Genomic DNA, 20,310 nt, shown 5'->3' with positions numbered 1-20,310 from the left:
GGCTAGCTCCGCATGTCGGATACTTCTTCGGGTGCGGGGCGATCTGCCTCGCACCCTGATGCTCATGCGCAGGGGGAAGCCATTCAGGCCATCCGTCTGCGTCACCCATGGCGAACAGTGTTCGCTGTGGTGCTGGTACTGATTGCAGGACTGTTTATTTACGACAGTGCCTTCAACCGCACGGTCTATAACTGGCCAGAGGTGGGCAAGTACCTATTTGACACCCGCATTATGAGCGGTGTTTGGTACACGCTGCAGCTCACGGTGTACTCCATGATCATCGCGGTGATTCTGGGTGTAACGGTCGCTGTGATGAGAATGTCGCCGAACCCTGTCGTGAAGTCGGTTGCTTGGGTGTACCTCTGGGTATTCCGTGGCACACCTGTTTACGTGCAGTTGGTGTTCTGGGGCCTTGTGCCAACGATCTACAAAACGATCACTCTTGGCATTCCGTTCACCGAGGCCGTGACCACCTTCAATTTGAAGGAGTTGCTGCCCTACTTCACGCTCGCCGTGATCGGTTTGGCGCTGAACGAGGCCGCGTACATGGCTGAGATTGTTCGTGCGGGTTTGCTTGCAGTCGACAAGGGCCAGGACGAAGCAGCGATTGCGCTCGGCCTTGGCTGGTGGCACACCATGACCCGTATCGTGTTGCCCCAGGCAATGCGCGTGATCATTCCGCCCACCGGCAACGAAGTGATTTCGATGCTGAAGACTACGTCGCTGGTTTCTGCAGTGCCGTTGACACTCGACCTCTACGGTCGTTCACGCGAGATTACGGCGGTTACCTACCAGCCAGTACCGATGCTGATTGTTGCTTCGGTTTGGTACCTCGTGGTGACCTCGATTCTTATGGTTGGTCAGTTCTACCTTGAGCGTCACTTCGCGAAGGGTGTTGGCTCGCGTCCAGACGTGCAGCGTCCGACCGTTGAGACCTCTGCCATTGGTGTGGTCGGTCTGCCGATTGCTGACACTACGGATCGCGCTGGATCACCCGGCCAAGACGGGCAAACCCCAGGAGGATTGCGATGACAAGTGACACTCCAATGGTCAAGGCCGAGGCGGTCTCGAAAGCATATGGTTCAAACCAGGTGCTGAAATCGATTTCGCTCGAGGTAAAACGAGGCGAGGTGCTTTGCCTGGTCGGGCCCTCGGGCTCGGGCAAGTCGACGTTCTTGCGCTGCATCAATCACCTGGAAACGATCAATGCTGGCCGTCTCTCGGTCGATGGTGAGTTGGTCGGCTATCGCCAGCACGGTGACAAGATCTACGAAATGCACCCGAAAGAAGCTGCGCGTCAGCGTCGCGATATCGGCATGGTGTTTCAGCGATTTAATCTGTTTCCGCACAAGACCGCGCTTGAGAACGTGATGCTGGCTCCGGCACTGCTTGGCAAGGGCAGCAAGGCCGCGTTGCAAACCCGCGCGATGGATCTGCTGGCCAGGGTAGGTCTTGCCGATCGGCACGACTACTACCCAGCGCACCTATCTGGTGGGCAGCAGCAGCGTGTGGCGATCGCCCGTGCTCTCGCGATGGACCCGAAGCTCATGCTCTTTGATGAGCCCACTTCGGCGCTTGACCCCGAGCTGGTTGGCGAGGTGCTTGATGTCATGAAGAGTCTGGCCGAAAGCGGCATGACCATGATCGTGGTTACTCACGAGATGGGTTTTGCGCGCGAGGTGGCCGACGAGCTCGTCTTTATGGACGGTGGCGTCGTAGTTGAGTCTGGTGACCCGACCGAGGTGCTCACTAACCCGCAGCGCGAGCGCACCAAGGCGTTCTTGTCGAAGGTGCTTTAGCTCTGCTGGCAAGCTCGAACATATAGAAGACGCGCGTTTTTACGGAAGCTTTGAAAGCTTTGATCCGTAGAAACGCGCGTCTTCTGTATTTCAGCGCTACGTGGTGGTTAGGCGTTGACCCCCGCGCCCGTGAGAAAACAGTGATTTCTCACTGTTTTTAGGGTGCGCCGCAGTTGTCCCTGGCTGCGGAGAGCAGCCAACGCCGTTAGGCGTTGACCCCCGCGCCCGTGAGAAAACAGTGATTTCTCACTGTTTTTAGGGTGCGCCGCAGTTGTCCCTGGCTGCGGAGAGCAGCCAACGCCGTTAGGCGTTGACCCCCAGATCACGCTTGATCTTGGTGGTCGAGATGCCTTCGGTGCGGTCGAGGTACACGACGTCACAGTAGTCGGTGAGAATCTCGAACCGGGGGTCGCCCTCCCAATCACCGCCCATAACAACGACATCAATCTCGTACTTTTGCACGTCGTTGATCTTTTGATCCCACGCGTCTTCTGGAATGACCAAATCGACGTAACGAACTGCTTCGAGCATCTTCTTGCGAGTGTCGAAGTCGTGATAGGTGCGCTTGCCCTTGCCCTCGTTGAACTCTTCGGTGCTCAGCGCAACGACCAGGTAGTCGCCCTGTTCGCGAGCGCGCTGCAGCAGGCGAATGTGCCCCCAGTGCAGCAGATCGTAGGTGCCGTAGGTGAGTACGCGACGCATGATTATGCTCCGATCAGCAGCAAGACGCCGGCGACACCGGAGACCACCGCAATGGTGAGGGCGATCCCGATCAGGATCGCGTGGACACGGTAAAACTTCGTGGTTGCGCCGGACTCGTCGCGAGCACGCGGGTCAGCCGTCACTCGCTTCCAGAACTGCGGCCAGACAATCAGATTGTAGGCAGCGTTTACCAGCAGCAGGATTCCTCCGAAAACCGTCATAGCTATAAGCCTACGGTGCCCCGCTGAAATGGTGCCGAACAACGCCGCTCGGCCCCGAGCGGGTGGGCGAGGCTGTGCCCGGCCGAATTCGGGGCAAACACATTCGAGGCAGTAGTGAAGAGGAATATGCTGAACACATGAGCGAAGTCACCTTTATTGTGCGCAAATGGGTCAAGCCCGGCGATCTGAACCAGCACGGGGCGCTATTTGGTGGACGACTCTTGCAGTGGGTTGATGAGGAAGCTGCGATTGTCGCAATTACTCAGCTCGGCACCATCGATGTGGTGACCCGCCACATCTCGGCGATTGATTTTGTGGCGCGTGCAGACCGCGGTGATCTTCTTGAGATTGAGTACCGGGTGAAGGGTTTTGGTCGGACTTCGTTGACGCTCAGTTGCCGAGTATTCAACACCGTGACCGGTCAAGACATTTTGCTGCTCGACAGCATGGTGTTTGTCGCGGTCGATAGCGAGGGCCACCCCGTAGAGCACGGCCAGGTTGAGGCGACTCCGGGCACAGAACGAGTGCGGCACGCTCACGCGTAGCGGTGCGCGGTCGCTGCGCAAATTGGGTACAGCGGGGAACACGCTGTTTCGCGTTACATTACGTTCGCTTGCGCCACAATAACTGCGAGGTCTGTGCGGTTTCGCGCACCCCACTTGGTGCGGATTGCGGAGAGCGCAGATTTCACGGTTGTTTCGGCAACCAAAAACCAATCTCGCCAGCGTCGAGCGTCTGCAACACTACACCCTTGTCATCGAAGGCTGTCATCATCAAATTATTTCTGGTTTTGCGCTCGCGCTTGTTCCGCTGCTCGGCGTGATCGGTTGGCCCGTGATGCTGGCGGGGCTCATCATGGGCATTATCGGTGCCGCAAAGAAGTGGTAACCGATGTGGGCCAATATCGTGAATATCGTGCTTGGTTTTGTTGGGTCCGGTCTTGCGATTGTGTTGGTGACGGGTGTGCTTGCGACTGGTGCCGCCGTGACCTCTCCGTCGACCGAGGGCGGATCGGCTGCGACCGGCTCACGCGAATCCGCCGAGACGAGCGAAGCTGAGATGAGGGTCGTGGTCGCCGAGTGTAAGCACTTGGTGGCCACGACCCTGTAACTTTTGCCGTATTGGTGCAGTACAACATAAAAGCAACAACTGTCCGCGTGTGCTTGCGGCAGGAGCCCTGCAACGTGCATGCTTAAGGCAAGAACTCAGCTGAGGCGCGCTTTCCCGTGCCCGCAAACCAAGGAGTAGCAATGACCGAACAAGAAACGACGATTATCGTCGACGACCGTAAGGCCGTTGACGTCGTTCGCACGCTGATGGGTGTTGGCGGTCTCGTCGCGCTCGTGGTTGGCGTGCTGATCCTCGTAAACCCCGTTGCCTCTGGCGCGGTCATGATGAAGTTTGTTGCGATCCTTTTCGCTGTGTACATGGTGGTCGCTGGTCTCGTGTACATCGGCACCATGATTTTCTCGAAGACCATGGGCGCCTGGCATCGGGTCGGGAACGCAGTGCTCGGCCTGCTGTACCTGATCGCAGGCATCATCGTCTTCGGAAACCTTGGTACAACCGCAGCGGTGCTGACCGCAGTGCTCTCGGTCTTCATCGGTATTCTCTGGATCATCGAGGGCATTCTCGCCTTCGCTTCGGTGAAGGATGCGCCAAAGAAGGTATGGGGCATCATCTACGGCATCATCAGCATCATCGCTGGTCTCGTGCTCATCATCACCCCGCTTGTTGCGGCGGTTACGCTCTGGATGCTGATCGGTGCATCGATGGTGGTTATGGGAATTGTGCAGATCGTTCGCGCGTTCTCGGTCAAGGTTCCAAAGTAACCTTCGCTTTTCACAGCAGCACCCCCTGGCAGGCTTCGAAAACTTCGAAGTGCCAGGGGGTGCTGCTGTCTATAGGGCGTTGGATCAGCCCTTGGCTTGCAAGCTCTCTGCCGTAATCGGCGAATCGCTGAGTACGAGTGCGATGTACTTGCGAACCACCGGTAGCGAGGCCGAACCAGTATTAAACTGCACCGCCACAAACGGGCTCGACTCGATCAGCTTCAGCGCGTTAAAGGCGGGCATGATTGCCCCCTTTGCCTGCTCACGACGGTCTTTGGGGTGAGCCAAGCGCAACTCTTCCATTGAAGTAAAAAGTGGCAGCACGGGCAGGCCCTTAGTGGAGCGAATCGTGCGAACGTGCGTCGACTTCTTTTTCTGCGTGCCGGTGACGTCAGCGACGAGATAGCCTTCTCGCAGCGAATTCAGAAACGCAGCCAGGTGGTTATAGTCAGGGTCAGACTGCAAATTGCTCAGCGCATCGCGCACTTCTTCGTTCACGTAATCTGCCGTGATGCCCTCGGGAATCTGCGCTTCAGCCATAGAAATAGCCTATCCGGTAGGCGCTGAACGCTGAGGCGCCGGTGCGGCAGGTATTCAGTCGTCATCGAGCCCGCGCGCCTGCAGTGCCGCGCCGGTCTGTTTCGCGTGGGCAATTGTGCGCAACACAAAAGGCACAAGCAGTGCGCGCGGATCGCGCTCAAGCCCGCGCGCCCGCGCTGCTTCCCGAGTCTCTGCGGCGAGCTCGTAGGCAAGCGGCAGCGAGCGAATTGCGAGGGCGAATGTGAGCGACACCCGCTCTGGAGAAACCCCGAGTGGCCGCAGTGGCCGCAGTAGCCAGACGATTGTGGCTTGCATGTCGTCTGTCGCGGTGCTCGCTGTCACCGCGCTCGCCGCAAGGATCAACGCGAATAGGCCAGACACCACCGCAACACCGTGTGCCCAGCCTGCCTGCCACGTCTGAAACGCAAAAAGTAGCACCGCGACAAGTGCGAAGCTTCGGGCGAGTCTTGCAAACTCTGCCGCGCGCAACCCTGCGATGAGGGCCAACGCAATGCTGAAGCCGAGGGCCACGACGCCAACCGGCCAGCTTCGAAAAACAACAATGACCATTCCAAGCACAAAGAGCCCAAGAAGCTTCGCGCCTGGTCGTGCGCGATGCAGCAAGGAGGTGCCTGCTCGGTATCCGCCGGGGGCTTGTGGTCTCATAGCGTGAGTGGTTTTGTGGTTTCGTGTGTTGTCGTGTGATCGGATGGTTAGGCGGTCACGCTAGCGCGGTACCAGGCAATTGCAGCGTCAACATCGCCGCCGCAGCGGCTGTCATGGCTGTCGCAGGCGACGCGGCCGCTATCAATCACAACGACCCGCTCGCACTTGGCAGCGAGCTCAAGATCATGCGTGGCGATGATGACCTGCTGTGGCAGCGCGAGCAGCATGGTTGAGATGAGAGCGCTGTTTTTCAGGTCAAGGAGTGTTGTTGGTTCATCGGCGACGAGGATCGCAGGGCGCGTAGCCAGCACAGATGCGAGGGCCAGCATCTGTTTCTGCCCGCCCGAGAGGGTGTGCACACTGCGCTCGGCAAGATGATCGAGTCCGTATTCAGCGAGCACCGCGCGTGCGGCTGTATTGCGCTCCGTCTTGTTCGGGTGCGTTTTGCGAAGCGAGAGCGCAACATCTTCGAGCACCGTCGGCATTACTAGCTGCGCCGAGGGATCAGTGAAGACAAAGCCAACAAGTCTGCGCACTGCGGCACCGTCGCGCACTGTGTCGAGCTGCTGCTCGCTCGACACAGTGTTGGCTGGGCTGCCTTTGACGGTTGAAGCGGAATTGCTTGGTAGGGAGATGCGGACGGCACCAGAGGTGGGTTCGACGAGCCCGTTGACCATGCGCGCGAGCGATGACTTTCCTGAGCCATTCGCACCGATGAGTGCGACGCGCTGTTCGTTGAGCGTGAGGCTGATGGGGCGCAGCACTTGCACCTCGGCGTTTGGCGTAGGTGCTACAAATGCAGCGCTGTCGAATTGGATCACTGGGCAGAGTCTACTTTGCGTTTAGTGGGCAGCCGTTTGCGCTGCGGCGTCGTCTGCGGTGTTGCTCGTAGAGGTGCTTGCGCTTGCCGCATCAGCGGGTTGAGTGACCGAACCGCCGCGCTTGCGGGGGAGGAGGTCGGGGAATGCCCGGTGCACGGCAGCTGCGACAATTGCGGCGAGGGCGATCTTTGCGGCGTCGAGTGGCACAAAGCTCAGGTTGAAAATAAATGCGGCGCCAATCGTCATGTCTGCGCGCCAGGCCAGGCCGAGCACGCCGAGCGAGTAGACGAAGAGGGCGTTGCTCACAAATGCCGCCACAAAAATCAGCACGGTATCGAGCATTGCGCCGCGGCGCGGGAGACGGGCTACAAGAAAGCCGGTGAACCAGGCTGCAAGCGGCATGCCGACGAGGTAACCGATGGTTGGTCCGGCGAAGGGTGCGAGGCCGGCGGCACCACCGGCAAAGACGGGCAGGCCGATTGCGCCAAGAGCGAGGTAGAGCAGCACTGAGAGGAATCCTCTGCCTGCGCCGAGCGCAGCTCCGGCGAGCAGTACCGCGAAGGTTTGCAGGGTGATTGGTGCGGCACCGATGGGGATGGCAATCACAGAGGCTGCGGCGATCAGCGCCGCAAAACCTGCGATCAGGGCAAGGTCGGTGGATGAGCGGCGGCGTGAATTGCGGGTCATTTGGTCCTCAAACGGTATTCGAGCGGCCCGAACCTGAACAGTGTTCGGGTGAATGGTGTTCAGGTTAGCGGTAAGGTTGCGGAATGCGCAACACACGAGCCGACGTCATCGACGCGGCGCTGCGTGTGCTCGACGAGCACGGCCTCGAATTCTGCTCGATGCGCAGAGTCGCCGGAGCCCTTGATGTGCAACCAAGCGCGCTCTACCATCACGTGCCAAACAAACAGACCTTGCTCGCGCTCATGGCAGACGAAATCGTGCGAGGAGTGAGCGGCGACACGCCTACCAAACTGTGCCGCTCGTTGCGCTCCGCGTTGCTCTCAATCCGTGACGGTGCAGACGTCGTCGCAACCGCCTCGGCGTTCCGTCTAGGTGCTTCAGCTGTCGAAGCATCACTCGCCGAAATGGTTGGCGCAGACGGCGCGAGAACTCTCCTGCTCTACGTGTTCGGGCAAGGACAAGCCACCCAGACGCAATTGCAAGCCCACGCACTTGGAGCGCTGCCAGGTGAAAGCGATCCAACGCGAGACCTCGCGAGCGACTTGCAAGCAAGTTTCGATCGTGGGATCGCGATTATCTTGCGCGGTGTCACCGGCGAAGCGTAACCGGGGTTAGAACAGGGTATTCAGATTCTGCATGCCGCGCATGGCATCGTAATCAAGCACAACACAGCGAATACCGCGATCCTCGGCAAGGGTGCGAGCCTGAGGTTTAATCTCCTGAGCCGCAAACACACCCTGAACCGGGGCAAGACGGGGGTCACGGTTCATCAACTCAAGGTAACGCGTGAGCTGCTCAACTCCGTCAATCTCACCGCGTCGCTTGATCTCAACGGCAACCGACTCGCCCTTATCGTCGCGCGCAAGAATATCGACCGGACCAATCGCGGTCATGTATTCACGACGCACAAGCGTGTGGCCGTCGCCAAGCAGCTCGATCTGCTCGGCAAGTAGCTCTTGCAGGTGCGCCTCAACACCGTCTTTGATCAAGCCAGGATCGACACCAAGATCATGCGAACTGTCATGCAAAATCTCAAACAGCGAAACAACCAGGCGGTCTGCGGTCTTCGCGTGGGTTACCTGCCAAACCTCTTTCACGCCCGCCTCAATCTGCTCTTCGTCAGGATCAAGCGGTGAAAGCGAGCAAGGCGGACTCATCCAGTTCAACGGCTTGTACGAGCCGCCATCACTGTGCACCAGGATAGAACCGTCGCTTTTCAGCATGAGCACTCGAGTGGCCCTTGGCAGGTGCGCGCTCAAGCGACCCGCATAGTTGACGGAACAATCTGCTACCACGATTCGCACCCGGTACAGCCTACCGTCTCACGCGGTCACAAGCGACGACGTGCTTACGCTTTGTCTGGTTCCCGAGTGACGCCAGCGAAGATCAGCGCGAGCACCACAAAGACTGGCAGCACCAGGAACGAGGAAAGCAAACCGATCGCCTCGCCGAGCACACCAAATGCCATTGGGCCAAGCAGCATCGAGGTGTACCCAATCGCCGAGACCGCAGCCACATCTCGTGCTGCCGTCTCATGGCGATCCGCTGCCGCCGAAATGGTGATGGGCCAGCAGACACCAGCACCAAGGCCCCACACGATCGTGCCAATCACGGTAGCCGGGGTGTAAGGCACAAGCACCACAATCAGAATGCCAATCGCCGCGAGCGTAAGGCTCGCGCGCAACACGAGCACACGGCTGAAACGCATCAGCAGTGCCGAACCCGCCAAACGAGCGCTGACCACTGCGCCATAAAACAGACCGAGCATAAGGGCGCCAAACTCATTGCTCACACCGCGACCGTCGACCAGCGCGAGCGGCAGCCAGTCTGCTGGCGCCCCCTCAACGAGGCCTGCCGAAAGAGTGATCAAGCCAACCAGCAGTACGCGAGGATCGCGCCACGGGCTGTAACGCCGCTTGGGCGAGGCAGCCGCTGCGCCTGTGCCACTCGACGCATCCGTGCTGCCGGCAGGCACCACAGGAATCGAGCCGGTCTGGGTGGCGAACTCGTCGCCCGCTCCCGATTCAATGATCGGAATCGGCCCGGTAGTGATCAGCGGCGTCGAAACATTCGGTGCGCGCAGCGCATCCTCATTCATTGGCACCAACTTGAGCGCCAAGAAGCCGGTAACGCCGATCAGCAGCGCAACTCCAATAAAGTGTGGTGCCAGATCGACCTTGAACAACTCAGCACTCGCGCCAATGGCCATCGCAGCCATTGAGCCGATGCTGTAAAAAGCGTGCATGAGAGGCAGGCGTGGTTTGTGGAACACCCGCTCGGCATTCGCGCCGCTCACGTTCATTGCAACGTCGGCTGCACTGAAGCAGAGGCCATACACGTAAAGCGCCAGAATGCCCAGAGGCATGAGGCCGCCGACCATAAAAATCACGGTGCAGGGCAGTGCGATCACCTGCACGGCAATGGTGAATCCCATCATGCGGCGCGGACCAAATCGTTCAACTGCACGCGCTGAGAGCACCATGCCGGTGAGGCTGCCGGCCGCGAGGCAGAGGCCGTAGATGCTCATCTGCAGTGTGCTTGCATCGAGCGCATCGCGCAAAGACGGCAGGCGGCTCAACCAGGTACCGAAGCCGAAGCCCATCAGGAAGAAGATGATGAGGATCGCTCGGATCCAACGCACAATCGTGGCGTTCTCCAGGGGCGTCTGCGCGTTCACGTACAGAGTCTACGGGAGGAGGGAAAAATAACGAATGTCCACTAATTAACATGTCCAAATTGTGCGCAAAACGTGCATTGAGCGAATAACATAGCCAACGTGAATGGTGAATCCGCAGCTGGCATAGAGGGCCTTGCAGATCGGTCGATTACTGTCTATGAGCAGGGCGACCTTGCGCGCACCGGTGTTCGCGGTGTCGACGGGAAGCTTGGCATGGCAGCCCGGGTACGCGCCTACGGCGGCATTCTTGTCATCGGTGTGAGCGGCAGCGGCAGCGAATTTGAGCGCCGCCCAGTGCGGCCAGGTTTGCCCACCATCGACATCATCTTTGTGCAGCAGGGCGAATTCGCTTACCTCGAAGAAGGAGCCTGGATCTCATCGCGAGGCCCGCTGATGGTTGCCCCGAGCGGGCTACCGAATCGTGTTCGATTCAATAGCGACTGGAAATTTGTGGTGGCACGGGTGCCGCGACAAATGCTGCTGCCCTTTGTGCCGATGCTCTCTGACCAAGTTCGCATCTACGATGAACTCACAGTGCCCGAAAAAGCCATGGAGGCTTTCCTTGAGCAGTCGGTTGCGAGTGAGCAAGAAGTTTCAGAAGGCGATAGCCATACCGTGGACCGGATGGTGCTCGAAATGGTTGGCTCCATGCTTCGGGGACGCCAGGGTGAGTCCCTACCAAAAGGCTCCCCGCACGCCGCGCTGCGTGACCGTGTCATGATCGAGATTTCCTCAAAAAGCAGTGACTCGCAGATCGACCCGGCCCGGCTGGCGCGCGACGCGGGAGTGTCGCTGCGACACCTTCAAGCAGTGTTCTCAGACGCTGGCACCTCGGTCGCCGGTGAGATTCGACGCGAGCGCGCGCGAATCGCCAGGTCAACGCTGCAAGATGCTCGCTTCGACGATCGCAGTATCGAAGAAGTGGCGCAGCAGTCAGGGTTTGGTTCAAGTGTGAGCATGCGACGCGCGCTCGAAGACATTTATCGATTGAGCCCGCGAGAATTGCGCAATCGCCGAGTCTAAACGACCGCGCAATAGGCGACTTTGCGCAGATTTCAGCCAGAATGCGAGCGGTAATGCGCGAGGTACTGGTTTGCTCTGACCAGGCGCTCTAATCTCGACTACATGGGTAGTGGGGGAACAACAAAGCGCGCTCGTCGTTTGCTATCGGTTGCCATATCGTTTGTCGCGATCGGTGCGCTATCAGCGTGCAGTCTGGCCGATTCGGTTGCAACATTTTTGCCTGGACCAGAGTACGCTTCAGAACGACAACAACGGCAGTTCTCTGACTTCTATGATCAGCGGATCAACTGGACCGAGTGCGGCAAAGAGCAGGGGCTTGATGGGCCCATGCGCGATGCGCTCGAAGACGGCGGCATTGATGCCGAAGCGATTCGTTGCGCCATGATTGCCGCGCCACTGGATTGGGCCGATCCAGCGAATAGCGAGAGCATCGAACTTGCCGTGGTGCACATACCCTCCACTGGCGATGGTGAGCTCGGAACACTGCTCGGAAACCCGGGTGGCCCCGGCGCAACCGGAATCGACTTTATGCTCGGCATGGCCATCTCACCTGGTTTTGAAGAGGTCACTGCGAACTACGATCTGCTCGGTTTTGATCCACGCGGGATCGGCGCTTCCACTCCGATTGATTGCGAGAGCGCAGCTGAAAGCTCTGAGCTCGCCGCGGTGCAATTCGGTCGCTGTATCGCCGACAACCCGCTCACGCACACCATGGGTACCGTGCAGGTTGCCCGCGATATGGATCTCTTGCGTGCGCTGATGCGCGACGACAAACTGAACTACCTCGGCTATTCATACGGGACAATGCTTGGCGCTACCTATGCTTCGCTTTTCCCAGAGCAGTCGGGCCGTCTGGTGCTTGACAGCGCTGAGAATGCAGCCTGGGCGAGCCCAATCCACCTCTTCGAGCAGCAAGTAGCGATGTCAAACGCCGCAATTGCGCTCGCGACGGCCTGCACCACTGAATATCAGGGTGAGGTGAGTAGTTGCCCCTTCGCCGACGAAGACTCGCTGATGCGGGTGATTGATCAGCTCAACGAGGCGCCACTTGTCGCAAGCGACGGCAACGAAGTGAGCGGTTGGATGCTGCGCGAGTATCTCTTCGGTGCGCTGTATCAAAGCCACTTCGATCGGGGTCGCACCCTAGACACAATTGCGCTTGCGCTTTTTGGCGACCAAGAAGCGATCGATGAGATTGCTGATGAAATGAGCGGCGGTGGTGAAGATTTCGCTATGAAAACCGTCACCTGTCATTCCTTCCCGATCGAGCCTGATATTCCGGGCCTGCTTGAGCACATTGAAGAACGCGGAATGCCTCGGCTGCTGGGTGGGCCCGAGATTAACGACGAATCACTCGCACAATTTGTTGACCTCTCTTGCTATGTGCTGCCCGAAAGCGGTCTCGATTTGACCGAGCGATTTTACGCAGGCTCAGCCGACCCGATCCTCGTGATCGGCATCACTGGTGACCACGCAACCCCGTTCCCATATGCGAGCGAGCTCACCGAAGAACTCGGCAACGCGACACTGCTCACCCTCGACGGTCAAGGTCACGCCGCCTCCTTCACTGGCCGGTCAACCTGCGTTGACAAGGCAAGCACCCGTTACCTTTTGACCGGCAAACTTCCTGCCAAGGGCACAGTCTGCACCGACGATAAATGATGAGAGCCACCATGAAGAATCTGACATCGCGGTCGTCGAAGCCCGCGCTCCTTGCGACGGCATCTGCCGGAGCAGTTGTTGCCCTGTTGTTGAGCGGCTGTGCTGCCGGGGCTTTGGGATCCGCTGGGGGAGCCTCGAACGAGAGCGCAACTCAAGCCCGCAACTTTCCTGAGGTGTATTCGCAAGAGATTGATTGGCAAGAATGCGGGCCAGACTTCGATTTTCGTGAGGGGCTCGAAGAATACATTCTCGGCGAAGGCGGAAATGTCGAAGGGCTCCGTTGCGCCATGATCGCCGCCCCGATCGACTGGAATGATCCAGCGAATGACACCACGATCGATCTTGCGATCATGAACATTCCAGCGACCGGAGATGAGCCGATCGGCACTCTGCTGAGCAATCCCGGTGGCCCTGGAGCCTCTGGCATGAACTTCACACTCGGGCTCACCGGGAGTAAAGATTTTGATGAGGTGCACCAAAAATACAATCTGCTTGGTTTTGATCCGCGCGGGATCGCCCGCAGTAGTGCGGTCGAATGCGAGAGCGACACTGAAATCTTCGAGTTGCAGATTGCACTCTGCGCAGAAGAAAACCCGCTCGCGCTGTCGATGGGTACCACCCAGGTCGCGCGTGACATGGAATTGATGCGGCACCTCGTTGGCGACAGCAAGATGAACTATGCGGGCTTCTCGTATGGCACCGTGATCGGTGCGAGCTACGTCACACTCTTTCCAGAGAACCTCGGCCACATCATGCTCGACAGCGCATGGCCAAGCAACTGGTCAAGCCCGCTCGGCAGTTACCTACAGGGTGAAGCTGTCGCGCACGCGAAGCGCGATCTTGTCAGCTCGTGCGGCAACGAATATGCGGTGCAGAACTGTCCGATCAACAGCGAAGAAGGGCTTTTGCAGAAGCTCGAAGAGCTGAATGAACAGCCACTGCTGGCAAGCGATGGCACCGAGGTCAATGGTGGCATGCTGAGCGGGTATCTCACGACTGCACTGTACGACGGGCCTACTGGCAGAGCGAAAGTGCTTGAGACAGTTGGCCGAGCGGTCGCTGGTGAGCAGGCAGCAATCGACGAACTTGCCGAGGCGATGGCCGGCGGGGGGAGCAAAGTTGGCTTGAGTGGCATGGTTGTGCGCTGCCTCTCGACCCCGCGAGACCCGAACCTGATCGGACTTTACGAATACATCAACGAGCACGGTCTGCCAGAGGCGATGGGTGGCCCAGAGATCAATGATGAGACGCTTGAGGAATACTTTGATCTGAAGTGCGAAGCGCTGCCAAACAGCAGCCAGGATTACTTAGATTTCGAAAACAAGAGCGATGTGCCGGTCTTGGTTTACGGCATTACCGGTGATCACGCAACGCCATTCGAAGGAGCCAAGCGGCTCGTCGAAGAACTCGGCAACGCACGCCTGGTCACGCTCGATGGCAGCGGGCATATCGCGACGTTCCAGGGACGGTCAGCGTGCGCAGACGATATTGCGAAGAACTACCTGCTGAAGGGGGAATTGCCGGCGGAAGGCACCGTCTGCTTCGACGGACCAAAGCAATAGGCCGGGCTTGTCTCAGCCGTGTCCTAGCCGCACCCAACGGTCACCACGGGCGCGCAAGCTCAGCGTCACGGCGCGCGCCAGCATGAACACAATCGTGAACGAGGCAGTGAGCGCAACGAGCGCGATTGTGCCGCTTGGCACAAACACCGTCGTCGCCCAAAGTACCGGCAGATACACCGCGAGATTGAGCAGGCTGGTCCAGGCCAGGTAACGAGCATCTCCGGCACCCATCAGCACGCCATCGAGCACAAAGACGAGCCCTCCAAGCGGCAGCGAAATGCCGAGCACGAGAAGTGCTGGCGGCAGAATATCGAGCACCTGCTGGTCACTAGTGAACATTCGGCCGAGGATCGGGCTCGTCGCGGCGAGCAGCAAACCGATTGCGGCTCCGCTCAGCACACCCCAGAACAGTGTTCTGCGCAGCACAGCCTTTGCCCGCTCAGCATTGCCCGCGCCGAGTGCGTCTCCCGTGAGTGCCTGCGCGGCTATCGCAAGTGCATCAAGTGCGAATGCTGCCGTCGAGAAGATCGTGAAAATCACCTGGTATCCGGCTGTCGCAACCGTGCCTTGACTGGCGGCTGCCGCAACCGTGAGCAGTAGAGCGGCACGCAGGCCGATCGTGCGAACAAAGAGCCAGCCGCCGCTGCGGCCAGCGTGTCCAAGCCCATCTCGTTTCGGTAGCAGGCTTGCGCCGTGGCGTCGCGCGTGCACGGTAACGACGATTACGTAAACGAGCACCATTGCCCACTGCGCTGCGACTGTGCCCCAAGCGCTTCCGGCGATCCCCCAACCGAGTCCGTAAATGAACCACCAGTTCAGCAGCGCGTTCGCCGTGAACCCGAGCCCGGCAATATAGAGCGGAGTGCGAGTATCTTGTAGTCCACGCAACAGCCCTGTGGCAGCAAACACGACCAGCATTGCTGGCAACCCGGCACACGAAACCGAGAGATAGATGCGGGCCTGCTCGGCGACTTCCGGGCTCACACTAAACAGCCCAATCAGAGGTGCGCTCAGCAGCCACAGCACCACTCCAAGAACAGCGCCGATGCCGAGTGCAAGCCAGAGCCCATCAATGCCGGCCTGCACCGCGCCGGGCAGATCGCCCGCACCACGTCGCCGTGCAACTAGGGGAGTCGTCGAGTACGCGAGGAAGATCATCAGGCCCACTGCTGTCTGCAGTACGGTACTTGCAATTGCAAGACCGGCGAGCGGGGTCGCGCCCAGGTGTCCGACAAGAGCCGAATCAACAATCAGAAACAGGGGCTCGGCAATCAGCGCGCCAAGCGCAGGCACTGCAAGCGCTGCAATGCTGCGGTCGATTGCCTTGCGGTTGCGGCGTCGCTCACCTGACTGCATATTCACCTCTTAACCGTATCGGTGTGGCGTAATAAGCTGAACCGTATGACCGAGACAACAGCCCCAGGTACCTACGGCCCAGCAGGCATTGATCTTTCCGAGCTTGATGCGTCGGTGCGCCCGCAAGACGACTTGTTCCGTCACATGAACGGCAAGTGGATCGCTCGCACCGAGATTCCAGCAGACAAAGCGCGCTATGGCTCGTTTGCCGTGCTCGCTGAAAACGCTGAAGCTGCGGTTCGCGACATCATCACCGGCATGGCCGCACCCGCTGCAGGCATCATCGAGGGTGGTGCCGAGCGCGAGGCCGACAAGATCGCCGCACTCTATGCAAGCTTCATGGACACCGAGCGGGCCGATGCACAGGGCGCTGAGCCGATTCAGGCTGACCTGCAGCGCGCTCGCTCGATCGCCTCAATTGATGAGCTGATCCAGGTTGTTGCCGAGCTCGAACGCCAGGGGCTTGGTGGTTTCTACGGCATGGGCGTTGACAACGATCCGGGCGATCCAACGCGCTACATCGTGTTTGTGATGCAGGGTGGGCTCGGCCTGCCAGATGAGTCGTACTACAGCGACGAACAATTCGCAGAGATTCGTGATCAGTACCGGGCGCACATCGCTCGAATGCTGCAGCTGGCTGGTGTTGCAGGCGATGAGGCGGAGCGTCTTGCCGAACTTTCGTACGGTCTCGAATCGCGCATTGCTCAGTCGCACTGGGATCGTGTGGCAAGTCGCGACATTCAGAAGCTGTATAACCTGCGCAGCTTCGCCGAACTGCAAGAACTCACCCCTGCGCTCGACTGGGCAGCTTATCTGCGCACGGCAGGCATGCCAGAGGCCGCATTCGCAGAGGTCGTCGTCGGTATGCCCGACGCCGTGGCTGGTCTCGCGGCGCTGCTTGTTGAAGATGAACTCGAGGCCTGGCGTGCCTGGTTGGTTTGGCAGATTGTGCGCGGATCTGCCGCACTGCTGAGCCAGGAAATCTCACGCGCGAACTTCGACTTCTACGGCACCGCACTGACCGGAGCGACCGAGCAGCGTGAGCGCTGGCGTCGTGGCGTTTCGTTTGTTGAGGGAGCAGTGGGTGAGGCTGTTGGCCGCCTCTACGTTGAGCAGCATTTTAACGAGTCTGCGAAAGCGTCGATGGATGTGCTTGTTGGCAACCTTGTTGAGGCATACCGACAGTCGATTCTCGCGCTCGACTGGATGGGCGAGGCGACCAAGGAGCGCGCGCTTGAAAAGCTCGCGAAGTTCACGCCAAAGGTCGGCTACCCTGCGAAGTGGCGCGACTACTCGGCGCTCGCCGTTGATGCGGCAGATCTGCTCGGCAACTCGCGGCGAGTGGCCGAGATGGAATTTGATCGTGAACTCGGCAAGGTGGGCAAAGCTATTGACCGCGACGAGTGGTTCATGACTCCGCAAACCGTGAACGCCTACTACAACCCGGGCTTTAACGAGATTGTGTTCCCGGCAGCAATTCTGCAGCCTCCGTTCTTTGACGCATCATGGGACGATGCCGCCAACTATGGTGCCATCGGCGCCGTAATCGGTCACGAAATTGGTCACGGGTTCGACGATCAGGGTTCGCAGTATGACGGTGACGGCAAGCTCACCGACTGGTGGACGGCCGAGGATCGCGCGGCGTTCGAGCAGCGCACTTCTGCGCTGATCGCACAATATAACGCGCTCTCTCCTGAGGGCGCCGAGGGGCAAACCGTCAATGGCGAGCTGACTATTGGCGAGAACATTGGTGACCTTTCTGGGCTTGAAATTGCGTGGAAGGCGTACCTGATTTCGCTCAACGGTGCCGAGTCGCCAACTGTTGAGGGGCTTAGCGGTGCAGAGCGTTTCTTCTTCGCGTGGGCCCAGGCTTGGCAGCAGAAGTCGCGGCCAGCTGAGACTGTTCGTTTGCTCACCATCGACCCGCACTCGCCGAACGAGTTCCGTTGCAACCAGATCGTCGCGAATCTTGCGCCGTTCCACGAAGCATTTGGCACAAAGCCCGGCGACGGACTTTGGCTCGAACCTGAAGAGCGCGTCGCAATCTGGTAGTTCACAGCCGGGCCGAGGCTAGTACTCGGCTCGGCGTATATACCCGCAGCTACTCTGAGGGTGTGTTCTTGACGTCTGTGCGCGCCGGTCTTGCGCGATTGTTTTGGTGCCTTTCCCCGTGGAAGCTCGTTCGCGAAGCCGTGCCCGTTGATGGGCCTCGGCTGCTGATTGGCGCGCCACACACGTCAAACTTTGATTTTGTGTTGATGCTCGGCATCGCGTGGGATGCGCGAATGCGGATCCACTGGCTCGGCAAACAAGAGCTGTTTCGTGGGATCGCTGGCCCCATTATGCGTGGGCTCGGCGGTATTGCGGTGGATCGATCCAACGCTTCTGGTGTTGTTGACGCTGTGGTCGAGAAGGCGCGCAGCACCGAGCGTTTTTTGCTGGTGGTGACCCCGGAGGGTACCCGGCAAGGTAAGGGTTGGCGCAGCGGCTTTTACCGCATCGCAATGTCTGCCGATCTGCCAGTGACCCTTGGCTATGCTGATGGTTCGACGAAGTCGGCTGGTCTCGGTGAGACGCTTCGGCTGACCGGTGATGTGGTCGCCGACATGGATCGTGTTCGCGCGTTCTATGCCGATAAGAGCGGGGTACGCCCTGAGTTCCGCACTGAGCCTCGTTTGCAAGATGAAGTCGAGCTTGCGAAGCAGTATCAGGCATAGTTCGTCGTTGACCCCTTCGCTCAGCTTTGTCTGAGGTGCCCGTTAGAGTGCGATAAACAGCACACCAACGCGAAGGAGCGCCCATGCAATATGCAGCCTCTCTCGCCTTTGCCGTGCTGTCGCCAGTTCAGGTTTCAGACGAACAGTTTTTTGTTGCAACTGCGCTCTTGGCTACCCGCTTTGATGTGCGAAGCGAGCACGGTGACCTTCGGTCCGATGACCAAGCGCTTGAGGTGCTCGAACGCTGGTATCTGCACGCGAATGCCCGGCCACCAGACCTCGCTGTTTGGCAATTGAGTTGTCAGATTCACCGCTTTTTTGAGTCTGACCATGGGCGAGTGTTGCCGTTGCACTGGCCTTGGAACGCTCGCGAACAAATACTGGCTTTAAATGAGCGCTTGCGCACGAATCCAAAGTGGTGTGAGTTGTTGCAGAGAGCGGTGGCGACACCTGAATCTGGCGCCTTAAGCTCGATTGCCTGTTGCGCTGCCGCCCGCGTGGGCGAAGACCCCTGGCCGGTGTGCTGGCAATACTTGGGCGAGCACGTCGACGACGGCAACGCTTGGGGGGTCGTCGCAGGTTTCATCACTGAGCCGCGTTTGGGTGGTTACCTGGCGCTTGCGCGCCGCACCCTGCTGCTCGAACCGGTGCCCAACTTCGCTGCAACTCGCCGAGATGATTCGCGCCAGCGAATGCTTCGCCGTCCGCACCCCCTCTGCCAGGTTTGGCGCGAAGTGTTGAGACTGCTCGCACGCTTTCCGGGTCACGGAATAGACCTGATCGAGTGCGCTCTCTTCTCTCCAGAAACAGAACTGCGTCTGCAGGCAGCTGAACTCTTGTTGATCTTTTGGCGAGGCAGACCGCTGCCACCAGACACCATCACGTTCTTACGCGAGCGCTCGCTGCTTGAAGTCGATCCCTCCGTTCAGGAGGTGATGCGTATGAACCTCATCCGCGCCTAGGCCCGGCAGTGCTCCGTTCTAGCTGGCGTGCGAAACGGCAGCGGCATGCTCGACGCAGAAACCGTCCTGATGCTCGGCGCAAGTGACAAAGCGGGCACGGCAGCTGCGGTCAGCGCAATCGCTGAGTTGTTTCGAGGCCTCGCCGCAAATCGCACAGCGGCCGAGTACTTCTGCGCCTTCGGCGAAGTCCATTGTTTCGCGGCCGTCAAAGACAGCGAGGGAGCCTTCCCAGAGGCCATCGTTGCCGAATGCCTCGCCGTAGCGCACAATTCCGCCGTCGATTTGGTAGACCTCGCTGAAGCCACGGTTCTTCATTGCGACCGAAAGGATCTCACAGCGAATACCGCCGGTGCAGTACGTGACCACTGGCTTGTCTTTCAGATCATCGAAGACGCCTGATTCGATCTGCTCAATAAATCCGTGGGTGGTGCGTACGTCGGGCACAACGGCGTTTTTGAAGCGGCCAATTTCGGCCTCCCACGCGTTGCGTCCGTCGAAGAACACGACGTCGTCGCCGCGCTCTGCCACCAGATCATTCACTGCCTTCGGGCTGAGGTGCTTGCCGCCCCCGACCACACCGCGCGCGTCGACCTCGGTCTCCTCGGGAATGCCGAAGGCCACCAATTCGTCACGAACCTTCACGCTCAGCTTCGGAAAGTCAATGATTCGCTTCCAGGGTGCGCGACGATCCGCGCCCTTGAGCATTTCTGCCTCGGTCGCCTCGTAACCGGTGCCGCTGCTCCACTTCACATCGAGACCCTTGAACGGACCAAATTCTTTGGTGCGCTTCAGGTACTGCTTGCACGCATCAATTTCGCCACCAACGGTGCCGTTGATGCCGTGCTTCGAGATGATGATCCGGCCACGCAGGCCGAGCGACTCGCAGAGCTCGCGCTGCCAGAGGCGCACGGCTTCGGGGTCAGCAATAGGAGCGAACGCGTAGTAGAGCAGAATCTTTGGATCAGACACCCCTCAATCGTACGCGCCATGAGCTGTGGGTGCGATCCGCGCCCCAAATATTGCTCGAGTGAAGCCAAAGTGAGGCTATGTTGCGGTGCGGCAGCATTGCCGTGCTGCCGTGCT

At 59.3% G+C, this 20,310-nt stretch carries 23 protein-coding genes; 13 read left to right on the top strand and 10 right to left on the bottom strand.

Annotated elements, in window-relative coordinates; genetic code table 11:
• Window positions 1-12: 12 nt before the first annotated feature.
• Together QBL02_RS04940 and QBL02_RS04935 are read left to right on the top strand one after the other, a co-directional pair.
• Window positions 13-1,032, top strand: coding sequence for an amino acid ABC transporter permease (locus QBL02_RS04940; protein ID WP_282725242.1), 1,020 nt, complete (start codon window positions 13-15; stop codon window positions 1,030-1,032).
• Window positions 1,029-1,799 carry an amino acid ABC transporter ATP-binding protein gene (locus tag QBL02_RS04935; RefSeq protein WP_282725241.1) on the top strand — a complete coding sequence of 257 codons (771 nt, stop codon included), beginning with the start codon at window positions 1,029-1,031 and terminating at the stop codon, window positions 1,797-1,799. The genes QBL02_RS04940 and QBL02_RS04935 overlap by 4 nt, the downstream gene beginning before the upstream one ends.
• A 303-nt stretch (window positions 1,800-2,102) precedes the next feature.
• On the opposite strand, the gene tagD is transcribed toward QBL02_RS04935, so the two are convergent.
• Both tagD and QBL02_RS04925 read right to left on the bottom strand, forming a co-directional pair.
• Window positions 2,103-2,501, bottom strand: a complete 399-nt coding sequence (gene tagD / locus QBL02_RS04930; RefSeq protein WP_282725240.1) for a glycerol-3-phosphate cytidylyltransferase — start codon at window positions 2,499-2,501, stop codon at window positions 2,103-2,105.
• A 2-nt stretch (window positions 2,502-2,503) separates the two neighbouring features.
• Window positions 2,504-2,722: a hypothetical protein gene (locus tag QBL02_RS04925; protein ID WP_282725239.1), complete on the bottom strand. Its 219-nt coding sequence runs from the start codon at window positions 2,720-2,722 to the stop codon at window positions 2,504-2,506.
• A gap of 137 nt (window positions 2,723-2,859) precedes the next feature.
• Here QBL02_RS04925 and QBL02_RS04920 point away from each other — a divergent pair, with 137 nt between their 5' ends.
• From QBL02_RS04920 to QBL02_RS04905, 4 genes are all read left to right on the top strand, one after another.
• Complete coding sequence (locus tag QBL02_RS04920) at window positions 2,860-3,267, top strand: hotdog domain-containing protein (protein ID WP_282725238.1); 408 nt, start codon at window positions 2,860-2,862, stop codon at window positions 3,265-3,267.
• Window positions 3,268-3,415: 148 nt separating this feature from the next.
• Window positions 3,416-3,610, top strand: a complete 195-nt coding sequence (locus QBL02_RS04915; RefSeq protein WP_282725237.1) for a hypothetical protein — start codon at window positions 3,416-3,418, stop codon at window positions 3,608-3,610.
• 3 nt (window positions 3,611-3,613) lie between these two features.
• Window positions 3,614-3,832 (top strand): hypothetical protein, encoded by a 219-nt coding sequence (locus QBL02_RS04910; RefSeq protein ID WP_282725236.1) that lies wholly within the window; start codon window positions 3,614-3,616, stop codon window positions 3,830-3,832.
• Between the two features lie 140 nt (window positions 3,833-3,972).
• Window positions 3,973-4,554, top strand: coding sequence for a DUF308 domain-containing protein (locus QBL02_RS04905; RefSeq protein ID WP_282725235.1), 582 nt, complete (start codon window positions 3,973-3,975; stop codon window positions 4,552-4,554).
• A gap of 84 nt (window positions 4,555-4,638) precedes the next feature.
• Here the strand turns inward: QBL02_RS04905 and QBL02_RS04900 are convergent, their stop codons facing one another.
• From QBL02_RS04900 to QBL02_RS04885, 4 genes are read right to left on the bottom strand one after another with little or no spacing between them, the layout of a single operon-like run.
• Window positions 4,639-5,094, bottom strand: coding sequence for an SseB family protein (locus QBL02_RS04900; protein ID WP_282725233.1), 456 nt, complete (start codon window positions 5,092-5,094; stop codon window positions 4,639-4,641).
• Window positions 5,095-5,148: 54 nt separating this feature from the next.
• Window positions 5,149-5,760, bottom strand: coding sequence for a CbiQ family ECF transporter T component (locus QBL02_RS04895; protein WP_282725232.1), 612 nt, complete (start codon window positions 5,758-5,760; stop codon window positions 5,149-5,151).
• Window positions 5,761-5,807: 47 nt separating this feature from the next.
• Window positions 5,808-6,581 (bottom strand): ABC transporter ATP-binding protein, encoded by a 774-nt coding sequence (locus tag QBL02_RS04890; RefSeq protein WP_282725231.1) that lies wholly within the window; start codon window positions 6,579-6,581, stop codon window positions 5,808-5,810.
• A 21-nt stretch (window positions 6,582-6,602) separates the two neighbouring features.
• Window positions 6,603-7,268 (bottom strand): biotin transporter BioY, encoded by a 666-nt coding sequence (locus QBL02_RS04885; RefSeq protein WP_282725230.1) that lies wholly within the window; start codon window positions 7,266-7,268, stop codon window positions 6,603-6,605.
• 83 nt (window positions 7,269-7,351) lie between these two features.
• On the opposite strand from QBL02_RS04885, the gene QBL02_RS04880 reads away from it, so the two are divergent.
• Window positions 7,352-7,873: a TetR family transcriptional regulator gene (locus QBL02_RS04880; RefSeq protein ID WP_282725229.1), complete on the top strand. Its 522-nt coding sequence runs from the start codon at window positions 7,352-7,354 to the stop codon at window positions 7,871-7,873.
• A 6-nt stretch (window positions 7,874-7,879) separates the two neighbouring features.
• On the opposite strand, the gene nucS is transcribed toward QBL02_RS04880, so the two are convergent.
• Window positions 7,880-8,572 carry an endonuclease NucS gene (nucS, locus tag QBL02_RS04875; RefSeq protein WP_282725228.1) on the bottom strand — a complete coding sequence of 231 codons (693 nt, stop codon included), beginning with the start codon at window positions 8,570-8,572 and terminating at the stop codon, window positions 7,880-7,882.
• Window positions 8,573-8,616: 44 nt separating this feature from the next.
• Complete coding sequence (locus QBL02_RS04870; RefSeq protein ID WP_282725227.1) at window positions 8,617-9,945, bottom strand: MFS transporter; 1,329 nt, start codon at window positions 9,943-9,945, stop codon at window positions 8,617-8,619.
• 99 nt (window positions 9,946-10,044) lie between these two features.
• Here QBL02_RS04870 and QBL02_RS04865 point away from each other — a divergent pair, with 99 nt between their 5' ends.
• The 3 genes from QBL02_RS04865 (at window position 10,045) to QBL02_RS04855 (ending at window position 14,192) form a co-directional block, all read left to right on the top strand.
• A complete protein-coding gene (locus QBL02_RS04865) occupies window positions 10,045-10,968 on the top strand; it encodes a helix-turn-helix domain-containing protein (protein WP_282725226.1) in 924 nt (307 codons plus the stop codon).
• A 102-nt stretch (window positions 10,969-11,070) separates the two neighbouring features.
• A complete protein-coding gene (locus QBL02_RS04860; protein WP_282725225.1) occupies window positions 11,071-12,630 on the top strand; it encodes an alpha/beta hydrolase in 1,560 nt (519 codons plus the stop codon).
• 11 nt (window positions 12,631-12,641) lie between these two features.
• On the top strand, window positions 12,642-14,192 hold the full coding sequence (locus tag QBL02_RS04855; protein ID WP_282725224.1) for an alpha/beta hydrolase: 1,551 nt from the start codon (window positions 12,642-12,644) through the stop codon (window positions 14,190-14,192).
• Window positions 14,193-14,204: 12 nt separating this feature from the next.
• On the opposite strand, the gene QBL02_RS04850 is transcribed toward QBL02_RS04855, so the two are convergent.
• Entirely contained in the window at window positions 14,205-15,548 is a 1,344-nt protein-coding gene (locus QBL02_RS04850; protein WP_282725286.1) for an MATE family efflux transporter, read from the bottom strand.
• 45 nt (window positions 15,549-15,593) lie between these two features.
• Between QBL02_RS04850 and QBL02_RS04845 the strand changes: the two genes are divergently transcribed.
• The 3 genes from QBL02_RS04845 (at window position 15,594) to QBL02_RS04835 (ending at window position 19,227) form a co-directional block, all read left to right on the top strand.
• Window positions 15,594-17,600 (top strand): M13-type metalloendopeptidase, encoded by a 2,007-nt coding sequence (locus QBL02_RS04845; RefSeq protein ID WP_282725223.1) that lies wholly within the window; start codon window positions 15,594-15,596, stop codon window positions 17,598-17,600.
• A 62-nt stretch (window positions 17,601-17,662) separates the two neighbouring features.
• Entirely contained in the window at window positions 17,663-18,265 is a 603-nt protein-coding gene (locus QBL02_RS04840) for a 1-acyl-sn-glycerol-3-phosphate acyltransferase (protein WP_282725221.1), read from the top strand.
• Window positions 18,266-18,348: 83 nt separating this feature from the next.
• Window positions 18,349-19,227, top strand: a complete 879-nt coding sequence (locus tag QBL02_RS04835) for a hypothetical protein (protein ID WP_282725220.1) — start codon at window positions 18,349-18,351, stop codon at window positions 19,225-19,227.
• Between the two features lie 18 nt (window positions 19,228-19,245).
• On the opposite strand, the gene QBL02_RS04830 is transcribed toward QBL02_RS04835, so the two are convergent.
• A complete protein-coding gene (locus tag QBL02_RS04830) occupies window positions 19,246-20,196 on the bottom strand; it encodes a rhodanese-related sulfurtransferase (RefSeq protein ID WP_282725219.1) in 951 nt (316 codons plus the stop codon).
• Between the last annotated feature and the right edge of the window lie 114 nt (window positions 20,197-20,310).

Source organism: Leucobacter sp. UT-8R-CII-1-4 (assembly GCF_030010235.1).
Lineage (GTDB): Bacteria > Actinomycetota > Actinomycetes > Actinomycetales > Microbacteriaceae > Leucobacter.
Note: the sequence above shows the minus strand (reverse complement) of the source record. Positions and strands in the feature narration are given on the sequence as shown.

Excerpts from the sequence above, each read along its gene's own strand:
- QBL02_RS04940 (WP_282725242.1), top strand. The coding sequence starts at position 13 with ATGTCGGATACTTCTTCGGGTGCGGGGCGATCTGCCTCGCACCCTGAT.
- QBL02_RS04935 (WP_282725241.1), top strand. The coding sequence starts at position 1,029 with ATGACAAGTGACACTCCAATGGTCAAGGCCGAGGCGGTCTCGAAAGCA.
- tagD (WP_282725240.1), bottom strand. The coding sequence starts at position 2,501 with ATGCGTCGCGTACTCACCTACGGCACCTACGATCTGCTGCACTGGGGG.
- QBL02_RS04925 (WP_282725239.1), bottom strand. The coding sequence starts at position 2,722 with ATGACGGTTTTCGGAGGAATCCTGCTGCTGGTAAACGCTGCCTACAAT.
- QBL02_RS04920 (WP_282725238.1), top strand. The coding sequence starts at position 2,860 with ATGAGCGAAGTCACCTTTATTGTGCGCAAATGGGTCAAGCCCGGCGAT.
- QBL02_RS04910 (WP_282725236.1), top strand. The coding sequence starts at position 3,614 with ATGTGGGCCAATATCGTGAATATCGTGCTTGGTTTTGTTGGGTCCGGT.
- QBL02_RS04905 (WP_282725235.1), top strand. The coding sequence starts at position 3,973 with ATGACCGAACAAGAAACGACGATTATCGTCGACGACCGTAAGGCCGTT.
- QBL02_RS04900 (WP_282725233.1), bottom strand. The coding sequence starts at position 5,094 with ATGGCTGAAGCGCAGATTCCCGAGGGCATCACGGCAGATTACGTGAAC.
- QBL02_RS04895 (WP_282725232.1), bottom strand. The coding sequence starts at position 5,760 with ATGAGACCACAAGCCCCCGGCGGATACCGAGCAGGCACCTCCTTGCTG.
- QBL02_RS04885 (WP_282725230.1), bottom strand. The coding sequence starts at position 7,268 with ATGACCCGCAATTCACGCCGCCGCTCATCCACCGACCTTGCCCTGATC.
- QBL02_RS04880 (WP_282725229.1), top strand. The coding sequence starts at position 7,352 with ATGCGCAACACACGAGCCGACGTCATCGACGCGGCGCTGCGTGTGCTC.
- QBL02_RS04860 (WP_282725225.1), top strand. The coding sequence starts at position 11,071 with ATGGGTAGTGGGGGAACAACAAAGCGCGCTCGTCGTTTGCTATCGGTT.
- QBL02_RS04855 (WP_282725224.1), top strand. The coding sequence starts at position 12,642 with ATGAAGAATCTGACATCGCGGTCGTCGAAGCCCGCGCTCCTTGCGACG.
- QBL02_RS04850 (WP_282725286.1), bottom strand. The coding sequence starts at position 15,548 with ATGCAGTCAGGTGAGCGACGCCGCAACCGCAAGGCAATCGACCGCAGC.
- QBL02_RS04845 (WP_282725223.1), top strand. The coding sequence starts at position 15,594 with ATGACCGAGACAACAGCCCCAGGTACCTACGGCCCAGCAGGCATTGAT.
- QBL02_RS04835 (WP_282725220.1), top strand. The coding sequence starts at position 18,349 with ATGCAATATGCAGCCTCTCTCGCCTTTGCCGTGCTGTCGCCAGTTCAG.